The sequence below is a fragment of the Streptomyces sp. SLBN-8D4 genome (genome assembly GCF_049739545.1).
Taxonomy (GTDB): domain Bacteria; phylum Actinomycetota; class Actinomycetes; order Streptomycetales; family Streptomycetaceae; genus Streptomyces; species Streptomyces canus_C.
The window spans coordinates 3,596,866-3,616,257 of record NZ_JBMGQC010000001.1 but is presented as its reverse complement, the minus strand read 5'-3'; the positions used below and the strand labels follow the sequence as shown (position 1 = coordinate 3,616,257).

Annotated in this window: 18 protein-coding genes; 9 read left to right on the top strand and 9 right to left on the bottom strand. The window is 70.8% G+C overall.

The genetic code is table 11. The annotated features are described in order from the left end of the window. Nucleotides 1–40: 40 nt before the first annotated feature. Together RKD20_RS15985 and RKD20_RS15980 are read right to left on the bottom strand one after the other, a co-directional pair. Nucleotides 41–1,444 (bottom strand): class II fumarate hydratase, encoded by a 1,404-nt coding sequence (locus RKD20_RS15985; protein ID WP_424878310.1) that lies wholly within the window; start codon nt 1,442–1,444, stop codon nt 41–43. A gap of 152 nt (nt 1,445–1,596) precedes the next feature. Next, entirely contained in the window at nt 1,597–3,264 is a 1,668-nt protein-coding gene (locus RKD20_RS15980) for a fumarate hydratase (protein WP_424878309.1), read from the bottom strand. Nucleotides 3,265–3,431: 167 nt separating this feature from the next. On the opposite strand from RKD20_RS15980, the gene RKD20_RS15975 reads away from it, so the two are divergent. Both RKD20_RS15975 and RKD20_RS15970 read left to right on the top strand, forming a co-directional pair. Then, the gene (locus tag RKD20_RS15975; protein WP_424878308.1) at nt 3,432–4,187 is read left to right on the top strand and encodes a DUF1707 SHOCT-like domain-containing protein; all 756 of its coding nucleotides are present in this window, start codon (nt 3,432–3,434) and stop codon (nt 4,185–4,187) included. 174 nt (nt 4,188–4,361) lie between these two features. Further along, nucleotides 4,362–4,736 carry a WhiB family transcriptional regulator gene (locus RKD20_RS15970; RefSeq protein ID WP_037719932.1) on the top strand — a complete coding sequence of 125 codons (375 nt, stop codon included), beginning with the start codon at nt 4,362–4,364 and terminating at the stop codon, nt 4,734–4,736. A 148-nt stretch (nt 4,737–4,884) separates the two neighbouring features. Here RKD20_RS15970 and glpX read toward each other — a convergent pair whose 3' ends face one another. Beyond that, nucleotides 4,885–5,919 carry a class II fructose-bisphosphatase gene (glpX, locus tag RKD20_RS15965; protein WP_424878307.1) on the bottom strand — a complete coding sequence of 345 codons (1,035 nt, stop codon included), beginning with the start codon at nt 5,917–5,919 and terminating at the stop codon, nt 4,885–4,887. 127 nt (nt 5,920–6,046) lie between these two features. Between glpX and RKD20_RS15960 the strand changes: the two genes are divergently transcribed. Further along, on the top strand, nt 6,047–6,568 hold the full coding sequence (locus tag RKD20_RS15960; protein ID WP_424878306.1) for a DUF4245 domain-containing protein: 522 nt from the start codon (nt 6,047–6,049) through the stop codon (nt 6,566–6,568). A gap of 60 nt (nt 6,569–6,628) precedes the next feature. Here the strand turns inward: RKD20_RS15960 and RKD20_RS15955 are convergent, their stop codons facing one another. From RKD20_RS15955 to xseA, 3 genes are all read right to left on the bottom strand, one after another. Further along, entirely contained in the window at nt 6,629–7,219 is a 591-nt protein-coding gene (locus RKD20_RS15955) for a malonic semialdehyde reductase (RefSeq protein ID WP_424878305.1), read from the bottom strand. Between the two features lie 134 nt (nt 7,220–7,353). Then, entirely contained in the window at nt 7,354–7,590 is a 237-nt protein-coding gene (locus RKD20_RS15950; protein WP_020119680.1) for an exodeoxyribonuclease VII small subunit, read from the bottom strand. A gap of 9 nt (nt 7,591–7,599) precedes the next feature. After that, complete coding sequence (gene xseA, locus RKD20_RS15945; RefSeq protein WP_424878304.1) at nt 7,600–8,808, bottom strand: exodeoxyribonuclease VII large subunit; 1,209 nt, start codon at nt 8,806–8,808, stop codon at nt 7,600–7,602. Between the two features lie 150 nt (nt 8,809–8,958). Here xseA and RKD20_RS15940 point away from each other — a divergent pair, with 150 nt between their 5' ends. Beyond that, entirely contained in the window at nt 8,959–9,969 is a 1,011-nt protein-coding gene (locus RKD20_RS15940) for a 4-hydroxy-3-methylbut-2-enyl diphosphate reductase (protein WP_359425633.1), read from the top strand. Between the two features lie 29 nt (nt 9,970–9,998). Beyond that, nucleotides 9,999–10,742 (top strand): polyphosphate--glucose phosphotransferase, encoded by a 744-nt coding sequence (gene ppgK / locus RKD20_RS15935; RefSeq protein ID WP_424878303.1) that lies wholly within the window; start codon nt 9,999–10,001, stop codon nt 10,740–10,742. A gap of 50 nt (nt 10,743–10,792) precedes the next feature. Here the strand turns inward: ppgK and RKD20_RS15930 are convergent, their stop codons facing one another. After that, nucleotides 10,793–11,311: a DUF6542 domain-containing protein gene (locus RKD20_RS15930; RefSeq protein ID WP_424878302.1), complete on the bottom strand. Its 519-nt coding sequence runs from the start codon at nt 11,309–11,311 to the stop codon at nt 10,793–10,795. Between the two features lie 177 nt (nt 11,312–11,488). Between RKD20_RS15930 and ychF the strand changes: the two genes are divergently transcribed. Further along, nucleotides 11,489–12,577, top strand: coding sequence for a redox-regulated ATPase YchF (gene ychF / locus RKD20_RS15925; RefSeq protein WP_359425627.1), 1,089 nt, complete (start codon nt 11,489–11,491; stop codon nt 12,575–12,577). Between the two features lie 75 nt (nt 12,578–12,652). Then, nucleotides 12,653–14,833 carry a DEAD/DEAH box helicase gene (locus RKD20_RS15920; RefSeq protein ID WP_424878301.1) on the top strand — a complete coding sequence of 727 codons (2,181 nt, stop codon included), beginning with the start codon at nt 12,653–12,655 and terminating at the stop codon, nt 14,831–14,833. A gap of 86 nt (nt 14,834–14,919) precedes the next feature. Here RKD20_RS15920 and RKD20_RS15915 read toward each other — a convergent pair whose 3' ends face one another. Then, a complete protein-coding gene (locus tag RKD20_RS15915) occupies nt 14,920–15,831 on the bottom strand; it encodes a LysR family transcriptional regulator (protein WP_424878300.1) in 912 nt (303 codons plus the stop codon). Nucleotides 15,832–15,913: 82 nt separating this feature from the next. Between RKD20_RS15915 and RKD20_RS15910 the strand changes: the two genes are divergently transcribed. Continuing rightward, complete coding sequence (locus RKD20_RS15910) at nt 15,914–16,744, top strand: oxidoreductase (RefSeq protein WP_424878299.1); 831 nt, start codon at nt 15,914–15,916, stop codon at nt 16,742–16,744. Nucleotides 16,745–16,772: 28 nt separating this feature from the next. Here RKD20_RS15910 and RKD20_RS15905 read toward each other — a convergent pair whose 3' ends face one another. Continuing rightward, a complete protein-coding gene (locus RKD20_RS15905; protein WP_424878298.1) occupies nt 16,773–17,894 on the bottom strand; it encodes a serpin family protein in 1,122 nt (373 codons plus the stop codon). A 141-nt stretch (nt 17,895–18,035) separates the two neighbouring features. Between RKD20_RS15905 and RKD20_RS15900 the strand changes: the two genes are divergently transcribed. After that, complete coding sequence (locus tag RKD20_RS15900) at nt 18,036–19,310, top strand: DUF4190 domain-containing protein (protein WP_424878297.1); 1,275 nt, start codon at nt 18,036–18,038, stop codon at nt 19,308–19,310. Nucleotides 19,311–19,392: the final 82 nt, after the last annotated feature.

The window sequence follows — 19,392 nt, the reverse complement described above, 5'->3', positions numbered from 1 at the left end:
CTGCGGTGCGTGTCACGGTTCACGCCGGCGCCGGGAAAGGTTACGGCCGTGTCATCCGCAGGACATCCAGCGCCTCGTCGAGTTGTTCGGCCGTCAGGTCGCCGCGCTCCACGTATCCGTTCTCCAGCACGACCTCGCGGATCGTCTTCCGCTCCGCGAGTGCCTTCTTGGCGACCTTCGCGGCCTCCTCGTACCCGATGTACTTGTTGAGCGGGGTGACCACGGAGGGCGAGGACTCGGCGTACTCCCGGGCCCGTTCGCGGTGGGCGACGATGCCGTCGACGGTCCGGTCGGCGAGCAGCCGGGAGACGTTGGCGAGCAGCCGGACCGACTCCAGGACGTTCTTCGCGATGACCGGCAGCATGACGTTGAGCTCGAAGTTGCCGGCCGCACCGGCCGTCGCGACGGTGGCGTCGTTGCCGATCACCTGGGCGGCGACCATGAGGACGGCCTCGGGGATCACCGGGTTGACCTTGCCGGGCATGATCGAGGAGCCGGGCTGGAGGTCGGGGAGCGAGATCTCGGCGAGCCCGGTCCTGGGCCCGGAGGACATCCACCGCAGATCGTTCGCGATCTTCGTCAGCCCGACCGCGATGGTCCTGAGCTGCCCGCTGGTCTCCACGATCCCGTCCCGGGCGCCCTGCGCCTCGAAGTGGTCCCGCGCCTCGGTGAGGGGCAGCCCGGTGGTGCGGGCGACCTCTTCGATGACGGCGGCGGAGAATCCGGGCGGGGTGTTGATGCCGGTGCCGACCGCGGTACCGCCCAGCGGCAGCTCGGCGAGCCGGGGGAGGGAGGCCTCCAGCCGCTCGATCCCGTACCGCACCTGCGCCGCGTAGCCGCCGAACTCCTGCCCCAGGGTCACCGGGGTGGCGTCCATCAGATGCGTCCGCCCCGACTTCACGACGTCGGCGAACTCCTCGGACTTGCGGGTGAGGGCGGTGGCGAGGTGCTGGAGCGCGGGAATCAGGTCCCGGGTGACGGCGGCGGTGGCGGCGATGTGGATGGAGGAGGGGAAGACGTCGTTGGACGACTGGGAGGCGTTGACGTGGTCGTTGGGGTGCACGTCACGGCCGAGCCGCTCGGTCGCCAGCGTCGCGATGACCTCGTTGGCGTTCATGTTGGACGAGGTGCCGGACCCGGTCTGGAACACGTCGATCGGGAAGTGCGCGTCCCAGTCGCCCCGGGCCACCTCGTCGGCCGCCTCCTGGACGGCCTCGGCGATGTCCTTGTCGAGCACGTTCAGCCGCGCGTTCACCTTCGCGGCCGCCCCCTTGATCCGGGCCAGCGCCTCGATGTGCGCCCGCTCGATCCGCTGCCCGGAGATGGGGAAGTTCTCCACGGCCCGCTGGGTCTGGGCCCGCCACCTGGCGTCCACCGGGACCCGGACCTCGCCCATGGAGTCGTGCTCGATCCGAAACGCCTGTTCCTGCTGCTCGTCGGCCACTGCCGATCACCTCCGTTTTGGTCAGCGTCTGCCCCTGTGGCACCTATTCCTGCCGCGCAGACCGGCCCGGAAACCGGAGGCCCGCCGAATCCCCGAAGCACGAGGACCCCGGCCGACGGCTCGACCGGGGTTCTGTGAGGTTCGGCGGGGTCCTACGCCAGACCCGGCCCCCGTACCGGAATCGACGTGAACGTGGGCGCCGGCGCCGGGTCCTGGAAGAAGTCGTTCCCCTTGTCGTCGACCACGATGAACGCCGGAAAGTCCTCGACCTCGATCTTCCAGACCGCTTCCATGCCGAGCTCCTCGTACTCGACGACCTCGACCTTCTTGATGCAGTCCTGGGCGAGCCGGGCCGCCGGGCCGCCGATGGAGCCGAGGTAGAAGCCGCCGTGCGCATCGCACGCGTCGGTGACCTGCTTGCTGCGGTTGCCCTTGGCCAGCATCACCTTGGAGCCGCCCGCCGCCTGGAACTGCTCGACGTAGGAGTCCATGCGGCCGGCCGTCGTCGGGCCGAAGGAACCGGACGCGTAGCCCTCGGGCGTCTTCGCCGGACCCGCGTAGTACACCGGGTGGTCCTTCAGGTACTGCGGCATCTCCTCGCCCGCGTCAAGGCGCTCCTTGATCTTGGCGTGCGCGATGTCCCGCGCCACGACCAGCGGGCCGGTCAGCGAAAGCCGCGTCTTCACCGGGTACTTGGTGAGCTCGGCGAGGATCGACTCCATGGGCTGGTTGAGGTCGATCCGGACGACGTCGGAGGCCTCGTCCAGGTGCTCGTCCGTCGTCTCCGGCAGGAACCGCGCCGGGTCCGTCTCCAGCTGCTCCAGGAAGACCCCCTCGGCGGTGATCTTCGCGACGGCCTGGCGGTCGGCCGAGCAGGACACGGCGATGGCGACCGGGCAGGACGCGCCGTGCCGGGGCAGCCGTACGACCCGCACGTCGTGGCAGAAGTACTTCCCGCCGAACTGCGCCCCGATCCCGATCTTCTGCGTCAGCTCGAAGACCTTCTCCTCCAGCTCCTTGTCCCGGAAGCCGTGCCCGAGCTCCGAGCCCTCGGCCGGGATCTCGTCGAGGTAGTGCGCGGAGGCGTACTTCGCGGTCTTCAGCGCGTACTCGGCGCTCGTACCGCCGACGACGATCGCGAGGTGGTACGGCGGACAGGCGGCCGTACCCAGCGAACGGATCTTCTCCTCCAGGAACTTCATCATGGAGGCCTCGTTCAGGACGGCCTTCGTCTCCTGGTACAGGAACGACTTGTTGGCCGAGCCGCCGCCCTTCGCCATGAACAGGAACTTGTACGCGCCGCCGTCGGTGGCGTACAGCTCGATCTGCGCGGGGAGGTTGGAGCCGGTGTTCTTCTCGTCCCACATGGTCAGCGGGGCCATCTGCGAGTAGCGCAGGTTGAGGTTCAGGTACGCGTCGTAGATGCCCTTCGACAGCGCCGCCTCGTCACCGCCCTGGGTGAGGACGTTCTGCCCGCGCTTGCCCATGACGATCGCCGTGCCGGTGTCCTGGCACATCGGCAGGACGCCCGCCGCCGCGATGTTCGCGTTCTTCAGCAGGTCCAGCGCGACGAACTTGTCGTTGCTCGACGCCTCGGGGTCGTCGATGATGCGGCGCAGCTGGGCGAGGTGCGCCGGCCGCAGGTAGTGCTGGATGTCGTGGATGGCCTCCTCGGCGAGCTTGCGCAGCGCCTCCGGCTCCACCTTGAGGAAGGTCCGCCCGTCGGCCTCGAAGGTGGAGACACCCTCGGAGGTCACCAGCCGGTAGGGGGTGGTGTCCTCTCCCATGGGGAGCAGATCGGTGTACGCGAACTCAGGCATCTCAGCCCATTCCTCACTCTGCGGGTCGACCACCCGCCTCCGTTGGCGGGCCTCACCAGCCTAGAACCTGTCCAAGGTCGGCAGCTTGTGAGGTAAGGCTCAGTCGGTTCGCCAAGAGTTGTCCACAGACCTAGTCGCGATCTATCGCGTTTCGGTACGCTGCTGCGGTGGACCTTCAGAAGCCCGAACACCAGCACGCGGGCCCCGCACCCGCGGTGGCCGACCCGCCCGCCTCGGACGCCGACCTGCGCGCCTCGGACGCCGACCTGCGCGCCTCGGACGCCGACCGCGACCGTATCGCCGACATCCTGCGCGAGGCCCTGGCCGAGGGCCGCCTCTCCGCGGACGAGCACGCCGAGCGGGTCGAGGGGGTGCTGAGCGCGAAGACGGTGGGCGAGCTGGAGGTCTTCATACGGGACCTGCCCGCGGCCCACCAGCGCCGCAGCGCCCCGGCCTGGACCCCCGCCCCCAACCGCCCGACCGACGCGATCCCCCCGGACCCGGACGACAACGTGGTGGCGGTCTTCAGTGCCGCCGTCCGCAAGGGCCGCTGGCGCGCGGGCCGCCGTATCCATGCCTACGCGGTCTTCGGCAGCGTCGAGATCGATCTCAGCGAGGCGATCTTCGAGTACCGCCAGGTCGTCATCAAGGCGTTCTCGGTGTTCGGCAGCGTCGAGGTGCGCGTCCCGGAGAACATCTCGCTGCGCGGCACGGGAGTCGGTGTCCTCGGCGACTTCCAGGTGGACACGCTCGACTCGGCCGAGCCGGACGCGCCCGTGGTGTACGTCGACGGCTGGGCCGTCCTCGGCAGTGTGGAGGCGAAGCCCAAGCGCGGCAAGCTCGTCGCGGACATCCTCGATCGGGTTCAGCGCGCGGTCGATCGCAAGGTGGACAGGAGTTTGCGCAAACACCTGGATCGTTGACGGTTGTGAATCCGGGTGTGTCCGAAACGGAGGATTCCGCCCTCGGTCGGCTCTCGGAAGCGCACGCGACCGCCCGGAATCCAGCGGTTCGGGACTCAGTGCATAGGCGCGCGCACAGCGGGTAGGGCTTGCTGCATCGTCTCTCGCTCGCGAAGCCGTCGTCAGGAGTAGACCGTGCTGCAACCGCCGCATTCGTCCCTGCAGGTAGCTGCCGTTCCTGCCCAGCGGGTGCCAGTGCGGGACAGGGACCAAGACGCTCCATGGCACACCGAGGCGGTGTGCCGGCGCGACGAGGCCGGCCTGTTCTTCGCCCCGTCCAAGGAACCCACCGCCGCCAGGCTCTCCCGCGAGGAGGCCGCGAAGCGCGTCTGCGCCCGCTGTCCGGTCATGGTCGAGTGCCGCGAGCACGCCCTGCTCCAGCCCGAGCCCTACGGCGTCTGGGGCGGCCTCACCGCGGCCGAACGCCGAGTGGTCCTGGCCCGGCGCAGGCGCCGCGAGCTGGAACTCACGAAAGCGGCGCGGGCGGCACGCATAGCCCAGGCGGGCTGAGTACCGCACGGCGAAAGGCGCCCCCACCGCACCGGGGGCGCCTTCTTGACTGGGGCGAGTGGATCTACCTAGGGGCGCGGGGAACTGCGCGACAAGCCACAGCGCACCCGCACCCGCCGACGCTCCAGAACCCCCGAGCTGGCAGGCGCTATTTGGCGCGATCGAAGTCGATCGCGCTGTAGGCCCGCAGCTTGCTCAGCCGATGCTCCGAGTCGATCCTCCGCACCGTCCCCGACTTCGACCGCATCACGATCGAGTCGGTGGTCGCGGTCTCCGACCGGTACCGCACACCCCGCAGCAGCTCACCGTCGGTGATCCCGGTCGCCACGAAGAAGACGTTCTCCCCGGACACCAGATCGTCGGTGGTCAGCACCCGGTCCAGGTCGTGTCCGGCGTCGATCGCCCGGGCCCGCTCCTCGTCGTCCTTGGGCCACAGCTTGCCCTGGATCGTGCCGCCGAGGCACTTCACGGCGCAGGCCGAGATGATCCCCTCGGGCGTACCGCCGATGCCCAGCAGCATGTCGACGCCGGTGCCCTCGCGCAGCGCGTAGATCGACCCGGCGACGTCACCGTCGGAGATCAGCTTGATGCGCGCACCGGCCTCCCGGATCTCCTTGATGATCCCCTCGTGCCGCGGCCGGTCGAGGATCACCACCGTCACGTCCTCCGGCGTGGAGCGCTTGGCCTTGGCGACGCGGCGGATGTTCACCGCCACCGGCGCGTCGATGTCGACGAAGTCGGCCGCATCGGGCCCCGTGACCAGCTTGTCCATGTAGAAGACGGCGGACGGGTCGAACATCGACCCCCGGTCCGCGGCCGCCAGCACGGAGATCGCGTTCGGCATGCCCTTGGCCGCCAGCGTGGTCCCGTCGATCGGGTCGACGGCGATGTCGCACTCCGGCCCGGTCCCGTCCCCGACCCGCTCCCCGTTGAAGAGCATCGGGGCCTCGTCCTTCTCGCCCTCGCCGATGACGACCACGCCGTTCATCGACACGGTGGAGACGAGGGTTCGCATGGCGCGCACCGCGACACCGTCGGCGCCGTTCTTGTCGCCCCGCCCGACCCAGCGGCCCGCGGCCATCGCGGCGGCTTCGGTCACCCGGACGAGCTCCAGGGCGAGGTTGCGGTCGGGGGCCTCGGAGGGGACTTCGAGTTCGGACGGCAGATGATGATGCTCGGTCATCGGAGCGCACCTTTCTGATACGACGACGGCCGGATGAGGGTTCAAACGTCGACTCTATCGTCAGTCCGACAAAATGAGCAGGGGACCCCACGGATGAGCGGACCGGGTACCTGCGACGATAGGGGGCGTGGCAGGTTCGAACGGCAAGCAGAAGACGGTCCGGGACATGATTCTCTCCCTGGGCCTGATCGGGATCGCGGCGGCGGTCATCTACGTGTTCATCCCGCACGACGACTCCGCTCCGGACATCAAGACGGTGGACTACCGCGTCGAGCTGCTCACGGCCCGCCGCGCGGCGTCCTACCCGGTGGCCGCGCCCGAGGGTCTGCCGGCCGGCTGGAAGGCGACCTCGGTGCGCTTCCAGGGTGACCGGTTCGACGCCTGGCACCTGGGTTTCCAGGCCCCCGGTGACCAGTACGTGCAGATCGAGCAGTCGACTCAGAAGCCGTCGGTGTTCATCGACGAGGCGAGCCAGGGCGCCGAGGCGACGAAGCAGACCCGGCAGATCGCGGGCCGCACCTGGACGCGGTACACGGGCGGCCGCTACGACGCCCTCGTGCACCGGGGCGACGGCGCGACGACGGTGGTCGCGGGCACGGGATCGCTCGACCAGCTGGCCGAGATGGCGAAGTCCCTCAAGATGGCGTGAGACCGCGCGAGAGGGCCCGGCCGCCAGGCGGCCGGGCCCTCTCGCCGTGTGTCAGCCGTCTCAGACGGTGGTGACGACCTCGTCGTACGCGAGGCGCGGGGAGCGCGGGAACCAGGCGTCGTCGCCCGGCTTGCCGATGTTGACGACCATCAGCGGGGTGTGGTCGTCGTCCAGGAACTCCTTGCGGACGCCCTCGAAGTCCAGACCGGTCATCGGGCCGGCGGCGAGGCCCGCGGCGCGGACACCGATGATGAAGTACGCGGCCTGCAGGGCGGCGTTCAGTCCGGCGGCACCCTCGCGGGCGGGACGCTCGCTGAAGAAGAGGTCCTTGGCCTGCGGGAAGTGCGGGAAGAGCTGCGGCAGCTCCTCGTGGAACTCGTTGTCCGCGGAGAGGATCGCGACCAGCGGGGCGGTGGCGGTCTTCGGCTGGTTGCCCTCGGCCATGTGCTGGACCAGGCGCTCGCGGGCCTCGGCGGAGCGGACCAGGGTGATGCGCAGCGGGCTCTGGTTGAAGGCGGTCGGACCGTACTTGACAAGCTCGTAGATCGCCTGGACCTGCTCGTCCGTCACCGGCTCGTCGGTGAAGGTGTTCGCGGTGCGGGCCTCGCGGAACAGCAGGTCCTGGGCGGCGGGGTCAAGAACGAGAGACATGGTGAACCTTCTGGGACGACGTCGGCCCCGGAAACGGACCGTGGACCGGTTGACGTCTCCGACCGTACGCGAATGAAGTTCAACCTTCAACCAAAAGCGGGGCGTGGTGATCCGCTTCACAGGATCACCGGGGCCTACTGCTCGGAGTCGCCCTCGCCGTCCTCCGACTCCTCGGCCAGTGCCGCGTCCAGGCGGGCCCGCGCCCCGTCCAGCCACCGCCGGCACACCTTGGCCAGCTCCTCGCCCCGCTCCCAGAGCGCGAGGGACTCCTCGAGCGTCGTACCGCCCGCCTCCAGCCGCCGTACGACCTCGATCAGCTCGTCCCGCGCCTGCTCGTACCCGAGCGCCTCTTCCGCCACCTTGCTGGTCATCCGCCCACCCTATGCATCGACTCGGACAGTGAACTCACCCTCGGCGACCCGCGCGCGCAGCGTCTCTTCCGCCGTCACCTCGTCCGGTGCCCGCACCACGTGCCCGTCGGCCCGCTGGAGAACGGCGTACCCGCGCTGGAGGGTCGCGGCGGGGGAGAGGGCCACTACGCGTGCGTGCGTGTGCGTCAGCTCGGAGTCGGCGCGGTCCAGCAGATGGCCCAGGGTGCGGCGGGCGCGGTCGGCCAGGGCTGCCACATGGTCGGCGCGCTCGTCGATCATCCGGTGCGGATCCTCTATCGACGGCCGCGCCAGCGCCTGCGCCAGGCCCCGCTCCTCGCGCTGGAGGAAGGACTCCACACACCGCCGGGCGCGATCGCGCAGCGCCCGCACCCGCTCGTACTCCTCGCCCACGTCCGGTACGACCTTCTTGGCCGCGTCCGTGGGGGTGGAGGCCCGCAGGTCGGCGACGTAGTCGAGCAGCGGGGTGTCCGGTTCGTGGCCGATCGCCGACACCACCGGCGTACGACAGGACGCGACCGCCCGCACCAACTGCTCGTCGGAGAACGGCAGCAGGTCCTCCACGCTGCCCCCGCCGCGCGCCACGATGATCACGTCCACGTCGTCCAGCGCGTCGAGCTCCTTGACCGCCTGGACGACCTGAGGGACGGCGTGCACGCCCTGCACCGGGACATTGCGCACCTCGAAGCGGACGGCCGGCCAGCGGTGCCGGGCGTTCTCCAGGACGTCCCGCTCGGCGGCCGAGGCCCGCCCGCAGACCAGCCCGACGAGCTGCGGCAGGAACGGCAGCGGCTTCTTGCGCTCCGGTGCGAACAGCCCCTCCGCGGCGAGGGACTTCTTCAGCTGCTCCAGCCGGGCCAGCAGCTCCCCGACCCCGACCGGCCTTATCTCGGCGGCCCGCAGCGAGAGCTGGCCCCGCGGCGCGTACCACTCCGGTTTCGCCAGGACGACGACCCGGGCGCCCTCGCTCACCACGTCGGCGACGTCGTCGAAGACCTGCCGGAAGCAGGTCACGCTCACCGAGATGTCGTACGACGGATCGCGCAGCGTGAGGAACACGACGCCCGCGCCCGGGCGCCGGGAGAGCTGGGTGATCTGCCCCTCGACCCACACGGCACCGAGACGGTCGATCCAGCCGCCGATGAGGCGCGACACCTCGCCGACGGGCAGAGGCGCTTCGGGTGTCGAGTTCACAGCCATGCCGCGAGCGTAACGGCCCGGTAGGACAACCCACCGCTACGCGGGCACCGCCGCCGGGGGGTTGGGCCACGGCAGTGTGAGCCCCCGCAGTTCCTCACACCACCAACCCGGTCCGGAGGCGATCTTCGACGAGCCGTACGCGGCCTTACGATGGGACGCATGACTGCTTCGCCTGGCCGCCGTGTCCTGCTCGCCGCCCCCCGTGGCTACTGCGCGGGTGTGGACCGCGCCGTGATCGCCGTCGAGAAAGCCCTGGAGCAGTACGGCGCTCCGGTGTACGTCCGGCACGAGATCGTCCACAACAAGTACGTCGTACAGACCCTGGAGAAGAAGGGCGCCATCTTCGTCGAACGGACGGAGGAGGTTCCGCCGGGCAACATCGTGATGTTCTCGGCCCACGGCGTCGCCCCCGTCGTCCACGAGGAGGCCGCGCGCGGCAAGCTCGCCACCATCGACGCGACCTGCCCGCTGGTCACCAAGGTCCACAAGGAAGCCGTGCGCTTCGCCAATGAGGACTACGACATCCTCCTGATCGGGCACGAGGGCCACGAGGAGGTCATCGGCACCTCCGGCGAGGCCCCCGAGCACATCCAGCTCGTCGACGGCCCGGCCGATGTCGCCAAGGTCGAGGTCCGTGACCCGTCGAAGATCGTGTGGCTCTCCCAGACAACCCTGAGCGTCGACGAGACCATGGAGACCGTCGACGCCCTCAAGGAGAAGTTCCCGCAGCTCATCTCCCCGCCCAGCGACGACATCTGCTACGCCACCCAGAACCGCCAGCTCGCCGTCAAGCAGATGGGCGCCGAGGCCGAGCTGGTCATCGTGGTCGGCTCCCGCAACTCCTCCAACTCCAAGCGGCTCGTCGAGGTCGCCAAGCTCGCCGGCTCCCGCGAGGCCTACCTCGTGGACTTCGCGAGCGAGATCGACGAGGCCTGGCTGGAGGGCGTGACCACCGTCGGCGTGACCTCGGGCGCCTCGGTGCCGGAGGTGCTCGTCGAGGAGGTCCTGGAGTGGCTGTCGCAGCGCGGCTACGGCGACGTGGAACTCGTGAAGGCGGCCGAGGAGTCCATCACCTTCTCCCTCCCGAAGGAACTGCGGCGCGACCTGCGCGAGGAGGCCGCGGCGCTGGTCGCGGAGCGCAAGGGGACCTCCGAGGCGTGACTGTCCGTCGTCCGTCGTAACGTAGGGCCATGCAGATCTTCGGCTTGGACATCGGCGGATCCGGGATCAAGGGCGCCCCTGTGGACCTGGACAAGGGCGAGCTCACCCAGGAGCGCCACAAAGTGCTCACCCCGCACCCGGCGACGCCCGACAGCGTGGCCGACGGGGTGAAGCAGGTCGTGGACCACTTCGGGTGGACCGGCCCGGTCGGGCTGACCTTCCCGGGCGTGGTCACCGGCGGATCCCACATCCGTACGGCGGCCAATGTCGACAAGAGCTGGATCGACACCGACGCGCGCGCGTTGTTCAGCGACCGGCTCGGCGGACTGCCGGTGACCGTGGTCAACGACGCGGACGCGGCGGGCGTCGCCGAGATGAGCTTCGGCGCCGGCAAGGACCGCAAGGGCACCGTCATCCTGCTCACCCTGGGCACCGGCATCGGCAGCGCCCTCTTCGTCGACGGAGTCCTCGTCCCCAACACCGAGCTGGGCCACCTGGAACTGCACGGCCACGACGCCGAGAAGAAGGCGTCCAGCAAGGCCAGGGAGGTCGAGGAGCTCACCTGGGAGCACTGGGCCCACCGCGTCCGGAAGTACCTCGCCCACGTCGAGATGCTCTTCTCGCCCGAGCTGTTCATCATCGGCGGTGGCGTCAGCCGCAAGTCCCAGAAGTTCCTGCCCCACATCGAGGGCATCCAGGCGGAGATCGTCCCGGCGCAGCTGCAGAACAACGCGGGGATCGTGGGGGCGGCGATGCGGACGGTGCAGGAGTAGGCCGACCGGCCGGGGGGCCGCTGGACTCCTGCCGTCGGCCCACGCCGGCGTCAGCGCGAGCGGCCCCGCACCAGCCGGATCCTGCGGACCAGGGCGATGAGGCCGGCGGCCAGGGTCCCGGCGTAGAGCCAGCCGGCCTGCGTGGCCAGGGCGGTGAACAGGCCCATCAGCCGGCCCGAGGTGCCGCCGCCGCTGTCGGCGACCGGGAGGAGCCCGACGGCGAAGGCGATGGGCACGATGATCGGGGCGGTCAGCAGGTCGCCCCGGCGCATCCAGACCGACGTCAGCACGCTGACCGGCACGAACAGCACGCCGTACAGGGTGAGCGACGAGCCGAACAGCAGGGAGACGAGGAAGCCGAGCGCGACCATCAGCCCGGCGCAGAACAGGCCGCCGCCGAGCCCGGTGAGCCGGGGGTTGGGCAGCCGCCGCAGCGACTGGATCACGGGGGGCGGCGGGCGGCGGCCCATCGGCGGCCGGCGCTCGCCGCGGGCTTGCGCGGGCAGCGGTGCTCCCTGGGCCGGGCGTCGCGTTCCGTTGTGCGGGGGACGGGTCCTGTGTTGCTCCACTGGACCAACCTAGGTCTGTTTATGTGTGGAATCGCTCGTGAGACACGCCGTGGGAAAGACCTTGGCCATGCGTTCGAGAGGGCCGCCGGAGCGTGCTGCGACACGCCGTAGACTGGTGGATCGGCCCCCTGGCCGCCAGTCTCCTCACGTCTCCTCTCACGTACGGGAAGTCGCAACGTGTCGCTCACGATCGGAATCGTCGGTCTGCCGAATGTCGGCAAATCGACCCTGTTCAACGCCCTGACCAAGAACGACGTGCTGGCGGCCAACTACCCGTTCGCCACGATCGAGCCGAACGTCGGCGTGGTCGGCGTCCCGGACCCGCGCCTGACGAAACTGGCCGAGATCTTCTCCTCCCAGAAGATCCTCCCGGCGACCGTCGACTTCGTGGACATCGCGGGCATCGTGAAGGGCGCCTCCGAGGGTGAGGGCCTGGGCAACAAGTTCCTCGCGAACATCCGTGAGTCCGACGCGATCTGCCAGGTCATCCGCGCCTTCAAGGACGAGAACGTCGTCCACGTCGACGGCAAGGTCTCGCCCAAGGACGACATCGAGACGATCAACACCGAGCTGATCCTGGCCGACCTCCAGACCATCGAGAAGGTCCTGCCCCGCCTCCAGAAGGAGTCGCGGATCAAGAAGGACGTCGTGGCGAAGGTCGCGGCGGTCGAGGCGGCGAAGGAGATCCTGGAGAAGGGCGACACGCTGTTCTCCGCGGGCATCGTCCAGGGTTCCGGCAACGAGGAACTGCTGCACGACCTGCACCTGCTGACGACGAAGCCCTTCCTGTACGTCTTCAACGTCGACGAGGACGAGCTGGTCGACGAGGCCTTCAAGGACGAGCAGCGCGCCCTGGTCGCCCCCGCCGAGGCGATCTTCCTCAACGCCAAGCTGGAGGCGGACCTCGCCGAGCTCGACGAGGAGGACGCGATGGAGCTCCTGGAGTCGGTCGGCGCCGAGGAGCCGGGCCTGACCACCCTCGCCCGCGTCGGCTTCAACACCCTCGGCCTCCAGACCTACCTCACGGCAGGCCCCAAGGAGTCCCGCGCCTGGACGATCAAGAAGGGCGCCACGGCTCCCGAGGCGGCCGGCGTGATCCACACCGACTTCCAGAAGGGCTTCATCAAGGCGGAGGTCATCTCGTTCGACGACCTGGTGGAGACCGGTTCGGTGGCCGAGGCCCGCGCGAAGGGGAAGGCGCGGATGGAGGGCAAGGACTACGTCATGCAGGACGGGGACGTGGTGGAGTTCCGCTTCAACGTCTGACGACCGACCAGGAACCTGTGTCCACCCGCCTCTCGGCGGGCGGGCACAGGTTTTTGTCCATGGAGGGGCGGGAGCGTGGGGCGTGGTGAGCGGGACACGGTCGCGAGGGGAGCGCGGCTGTACGAGGCGGCCCGGGCGGTGGTCGTCGACCACGGCAGGGCGGCGGAGGCCGTACGGGCCGCGCTGAAGCCGATCCACGACGCGGCGGTGCAGCGGGAGCTCGACGCCATCCCGGTGGCCCGACTGCAGGACGTCACCGAAGGCCGGCTGCGGCTGGGGAGTGTCGAGAAGAGCGGACTGCGCACGGTGGGCAGCGTGCTCGCAGCAGGCCCCTACCGGTTGCGGCAGATTCCCGGTGTCGGGCAGCGCACCGTGGACCAGATGCTCGCGGCCGCCCGCCGGCTCTCCGAGGCCGCGCACGAGACCGTGGCCGTCCACATCGACGTGGAGCGGCCGGAACCGAGCACCACCGCGCTCGTCATGGCCCTGCACGTCCTGGTGGAGGCCGGTCCGGACGCCCGGCGCGCGGTCGACAAGGCCGCCGTACTGTCGGACCGGCTCGGTCCGCTGCTCGCCGACGCCAGGCTCACCGTCGGACGGATCCGGCTGCTTCTGGCGGGCCAGGAGAAGAAGGCCCGTGCGTGGGCGGCCGTCACCGAGATCCGGTCGCTGCTGGACGAGGCGGAGCGGTCGGGCCTGCCCGAACTGCTCGCCCAGGCCTCGGTGGACCTGCTCCGGGTGCCCCCGTCCGACATCGCGGCCTGGGTGGACTTCGAACTCCGCTCCGCCGAGTACTACAGCCTGCTCGCCGAGATCTCCGGGCGGCAGCCGGACGCGGCCGCCGCCGAGGGCTTCCTGCCGGACGAGATCGCCGAGCGGGTACGGACCCAGCCCCTCGACGACACGCACCGGCGGGTCTCCCTGCGCGGCTACCAGGCGTTCGGCGCACGGTTCGCGCTGGCCCAGCGCAAGGTGATACTCGGCGACGAGATGGGACTCGGCAAGACCATCCAGGCGATCGCCGTGCTGGCACACCTGGCCGCCGGGGGACAGAGCCACTTCATGGTCGTCTGCCCGGCGAGCGTCCTCGTGAACTGGACCCGGGAGATCGAGGCCCGCAGCGCCCTGCGGGTCACCGTGCTCCACGGCCCCGACCGGCACCTCGCGTTCGCCGACTGGAAGGGGCGGGGCGGGGTCGGGGTGACCACCTTCGACGCACTGCGCGGCTTTCCCGCGCCGGGCGGCGGGGAGGTCGGACTGCTCGTGGTGGACGAGGCGCACTCCGCGAAGAACCCGAAGGCCAAGCGGTCGCAGGCGGTCGCCGTGTGGGCGGAGCGGTGCGAGCGCGCCCTCCTCATGACCGGAACGCCGATGGAGAACAGGGTCGTGGAGTTCCACAACCTGGTCCGGATGCTCGACGGCGACCTCGCGGACTCCCTCGGTGAACAGGACAGGTGGGCCGGATCGGTCGCCTTCCGCAAGACCGTGGCCCCGGTCTACCTGCGGCGCAACCAGGAGGACGTGCTCACGGAACTCCCGAGCCTCCAGCAGACCGACGAGTGGGAGGAACTGAGCGCGTCGGACGAGGAGGCCTACCGTGAAGCCGTCCGCGCGGGCAACTTCATGGCGATGCGCAGGGCCGCGTACATGCGCCCCGAGAAGTCGGCCAAGCTGGACCGGCTCCTGGAGATCGTTCGGGAGGCCGCCGAGAACGGGCAGAAGACGGTGGTCTTCTCCCATTTCAAGGACGTACTGAGCGTGGTGCGGGAAACACTCGCGACCGCGAACACCGACGGCACCGCGCTGTTCGGTCCGCTCACCGGAAGTGTCCCGGCCGGGCGGCGGCAGCAGATGGTCGACGACTTCGCCGGTGTCCCGGGCCCCGCGGTGCTCGTGGCGCAGATCCAGGCAGCGGGCGTCGGCCTCAACATGCAGGCCGCCTCCGTCGTCGTCATCTGCGAACCGCAGATCAAGCCGACCATCGAACACCAGGCGGTGGCCCGCGCCCACCGCATGGGTCAGGTCAGGCCGGTCCGTGTGTACCGTCTCCTCGCCACCGGGGGCGTCGACGAACGCCTGGTGAAGCTGCTGGAGATGAAGACCCGCCTCTTCGACGCCTACGCCCGCCGCAGCGCCGTGGCCGAGGCCAGCCCGGACGCGATCGACGTGTCGGACACCGACCTGGCCCGACAGATCGTCGAAGAGGAACAGGCGCGTCTGGGCATGACGGACGAGAGGCTCACGGCGGCCGAGTGAGTGGGCGACCGAAGCCCACACCCGTCAGACCGCCCCCGCCCCCCACCCACACCCGTCAGACCGCTCCCGCCCCCCACCCACACCCGTCAGACCGCTCCCGCCACCCACCGACAAGCCTCCGCATACCCCCGCACCAACGGCCGCCCCCCGTCCTCCTTGCGCCAGGCCAGCACGTATCTGCTCGGGCCGATGCCGCGCACCGGCCGGGTGACCACGCCGCCCAGGGTGATCAGGGGGGCGTTGCCGGCGGCCACCAGGCAGATGCCGAGGCCGGCCACGAGGGCCTCGTAGGTCTCCTCGGTGCCCGCGATCTCCGCGCCGACGAGGGGCGGGCGGCCGCCCCGTTCGTCGAGGGCCAGCCAGAAGTCGCGCAGGGGGCCCGCGCTGGGCGGCAGGGCGAGGAACGGTTCGTCGGCCAGGTCGGCGAAGTCCACCTCCGCCCGGGCGGCGAGCGGGTGGCTGTCGGGGAGGGCGACCAGGCGGGGCTCCTCGGCGACCACGGTCCAGCCGTAGCGCTCCTCGTCGGGCAGCGGCAGCCAGACAAAGGCGACCTCCGTATCGCCGTCCGCCAGGCCCGCGGTCGGGTCCTGCCAGCCCATCTGCCGCAGCCGTACGACCGCCTCCGGATGCGCGGCCGTGAAGCGGGAGCGGATCGCCGGGAGCAGACCACCGCGGCCGGGGCTGGTGCTCATGCCCACCACCAGCATGCCGCGCCCCGCCGCCCGGGCCGTCGCCATCGCCGCGTCCGCCGCCCCCCAGGCCTCCACCACGTGCCGGGCGTGCGGCAGCAGTACCTCGCCCGCCTCGGTGAGCCGCACGCCCCGCGGGTCCCGCCGCAGCAGCTCCACGCCCAACTGCCGCTCCAGCGCCCGGATCTGCTTGCTCAGCGCGGGCTGCGACACGTACAGCCGCTCGGCCGCGCGGGTGAAGTGCAGTTCCTCGGCCACCGCCAGGAAGTAGCGCAGGTCCCGTACATGCACGTCGGTCGTCATAGCCATCGGTTATCACCGTGGGTCTTGGACCGGCAACCGACTTCCGCAGCAGGCTGGTGCGTGGAACAACCCGAGAAGAGGAGTCGTCATGAACAAGGTGTGGCTGATCACGGGCGCGAGCAGCGGGTTCGGGCGGGCGATCGCCGAGGCGGCCCTGGCCGACGGCGATGTCGTGGTCGGCGCGGCCCGCAGGCCCGAGGCACTGGACGACCTCGTGGCCGCCCACCCCGACCAGGTGGAGGCGCTGCGCCTGGACGTGACCGACACGGCCGCCGCGGAGGCCGCCGTACGGGACGTGGTGGCCCGGCACGGCCGGATCGACGTGCTGGTCAACAACGCGGGCCGCACGCATGTCGGCGCGTTCGAGGAGACCACCGAGGACGAACTGCGCGCACTGTTCGACGTGCATGTCTTCGGTCCGGCGGCGCTCACAAGGGCGGTGCTGCCCGCCATGCGCGAGCGGCGCTCGGGGGCGATCGTGCAGATGAGCAGCATGGGCGGGCAGATGTCCTTCGCGGGCTTCTCGGCGTACAGCGGGACGAAGTTCGCCCTGGAGGGCCTGTCCGAGGGGCTCGCCGACGAGGTGCGCGAGTTCGGCATCAAGGTGCTGATCGTGGAGCCGGGCGCCTTCCGCACCTCGCTGTTCGACACCAGCCGTGCCGGAGTCAGTGCCGACAGCGGGGTCTACACCAAGGTGAGCGAGACCCGCGGGTTCGTCTCCGGCGGTGACGGCACCCAGGCCGGCGACCCCGCGAAGGCGGCGGCCCTGATCCGTGCCGCGCTCGACGCCGAGGAGACCCCGCTGCGGCTGCCCCTCGGCGACGACGCCGTGACCGCCGTACTCGACCACCTCGACGGCGTACGGGCCGACGTCGCCGCCTGGGAGAAGAGCACCCGGGCCACCGCCTTCGACGACTGACGGCTGAGGACCCACGGCTGACGGCCGGTCAGCGCAGCGGCGCCGGTTCCGTCACCCACCCGGCCGTCAGCGCCAGCCGCGTCCCGCGGTGCACGGCGAGAAAGCCGAAGGGGCGGTCGAAGGCGGCCGTGAACACGGTCGACGTGTACCGGCGCGGGGGCGCCGGCGCTCCGCCCACCGCCGCGACCGCCGTCACCGCGGCCGCCTCGAAGCCGAGCGCGTCGAAGCGGGCCAGGACGGACTGCCGGGCGGAGCCGACGGCCAGGGGCGAGGCGCTGATGCCGGGGAAGTGGCCCTGGCGGGCGTCCTGTGCCGCGGTGAGGCCGAACAGCCCGTGCAGGTCCAGCAGATCGTGGTGGGCCCGCATCTCGAACGCCGTGGTCGTCACCTCCAGCGTCGGCTGCCGGGGGGCGGCACACGGCCGTTCCTCCACCCGCAGCCCCGGCCCCGCGGGCCCGTGCGGAAGCAGCGACCCCCGTACGACGGGACAGGTGCCGTCGAGCGCGGCCGCCCCCGCCGCCAGCACCTGACCCGGCGTCATGTGCTCGTCACCGAGCAGGAGATGGACGTCCACGCCGTTGTCGCCGAGCACCTTCACCTCGGTGACCCGGCCGGCGGGCACGGTCGCCACCCCGGCCCGGTCAAGCCGCACGCTGCGGCGGTTCAGTCCGCGCAGGGTCCGGCCCTGCCAGGGGCCCGCGGACGGCCGTACCGGACGCACCTCGAAGGGCCGCAGCCATGTGGTCCGCAGGGCCAGCGCGCTCGCCAGCACCAGCTCGGTGTCGTCCCGCACCTCCACCGGCAGCCGCTCGATCAGACCGCCCGTCCGCTTCGCCGCCCAGGCGTCCAGCTCCCGCTGGTCGAGGGCGGGATCGCCGGTGAGGACCCCGTGCGCGTCGGTGGGCAGCCCGGCCTCCCACTCCTCGCGCGGCTCCAGCGTCCGCTTCGTCCACAGTCCGAGCGCCGCGTCCAGCGCCTTTGCGTCGGCCAGTTCCGCGAGCAACTCCCGTGCCGCGGCGGCCGCTTGCTCCGCGGGCACCCCGAGCGCCCGCGCCAGCTCGGCCCGTGCCGCGCCCTGTGCCCCGTCGGCCAGGAAGGCCAGCAGCGGCCACACCCCGGCGGCCGAGAACACGGTCCCCCCGGAAGACATCCCCGCCCACCGTGCCGTGAGCCCGTTCACCGCCTGGGTCGTCGCACCCGTGATCGGCATTCCACCCTGCCCGCCCCGCGCATACCATGCGCCCTGTCGTACGTCAGTTCCCCACCTGCCTGAACCAGGAGCACGGTACCCGTGTCCATACCCCCGCCCCCTGGGCCCCACCCGCCCGACCCCGCCCAGGGGCCGGCCCCGGCCCCGGACCCGTACGGGCCGCCGCCGCAGGGACAGCAGCCGTATGGGGCGCCGCCGTACGGACAGCAGCCGTACGGGCCGCAGCCGTACGGACAGCCGCACGGGCAACCCTATGGCCCGCCGTACCAGACCTGGGGACAGGGCTACAGCCCCTACGCCCGCCGCCCCTCCGTCAACGGCCTCGCCGTCGCCTCCCTGGTGCTCGGTGTCCTGTGCTGCTTTCCGGCCGTCGGACTGGTGCTCGGCGTCGTCGCGCTGGCGCAGATCAAGAAGAAGGGCCAGTCCGGCAAGGGCCTGGCCGTCGCCGGGTCGATCCTGTCGTCGCTCGGGCTCGCCCTGTGGGTGACGGCGCTCGCCACCGGCGGACTCTCCGAGGCCTGGGAGGGGTTCAAGAAGGGCGCGACCGAGGGCACGGCCTTCTCGGTGGTGAAGGGCCAGTGCTTCGACGCGCCCGGGGGGTCCCTCGAAGGCCTGACGTACGACGTCGACGAGGTGCCCTGCGCGGGTGAGCACGACGGCGAGGTGTTCGGCGAGTTCCGGATGGCCGACTCCGCCTTCCCGGGGGACAGCGCGGTCTCCGACGTCGCCGACGAGAAGTGCTACCCGCTCCAGGACACCTACGTCATGGACACCTGGGCGCTGCCCGCGAACGTCGACGTGTACTACTTCGGCCCGACCCGGCAGAGCTGGCGCCTCGGCGACCGCGAGGTGACCTGCATCTTCGGCAACACCGACGACAACGCCACCCTGACCGGCTCGCTGCGCGCCGACGAGACCACGCTCGACACGCACCAGATCGCCCTCCTCAAGTCCCTCAACGCCGTCGACACCGTGCTGCGGGGGGAGCCCGAGGACTACCCGGAGGACGACCTGCCCGGCTACCGGAGCTGGTCGCGAAAGGTCCACGACAGCCTCGACGACCAGATCAGGGCCCTTCGCGCGCAGTCCTGGCCGGCCCGGGCCGACCAGCAGGTCGCGGCCCTGGTGAAGGACATGACCCGGGCCCGCGCCGAGTGGGCGAAGGCGGTCGCCGCGGCCGAGGACGACGACGTGGACGCCTTCTACATCCACTACGACAAGGGCTACGACTACGTCGACGGCCCCAGTACGGTCACCGCACGCAAGGCTCTGGGGCTGGCCACGAAGCGGCCGACCTCCGACGAGGACTACGGCGACGGGAGCGGCGCCACAGACAGTGGCGAACTCAAGGTGTGATCGCCGCCATAGCGGGGAGAAAGTGCCTGCGTAAAGCCCGCCACCGGAACATGTCATCACATCGAGTGATTCTCTGGCCTTT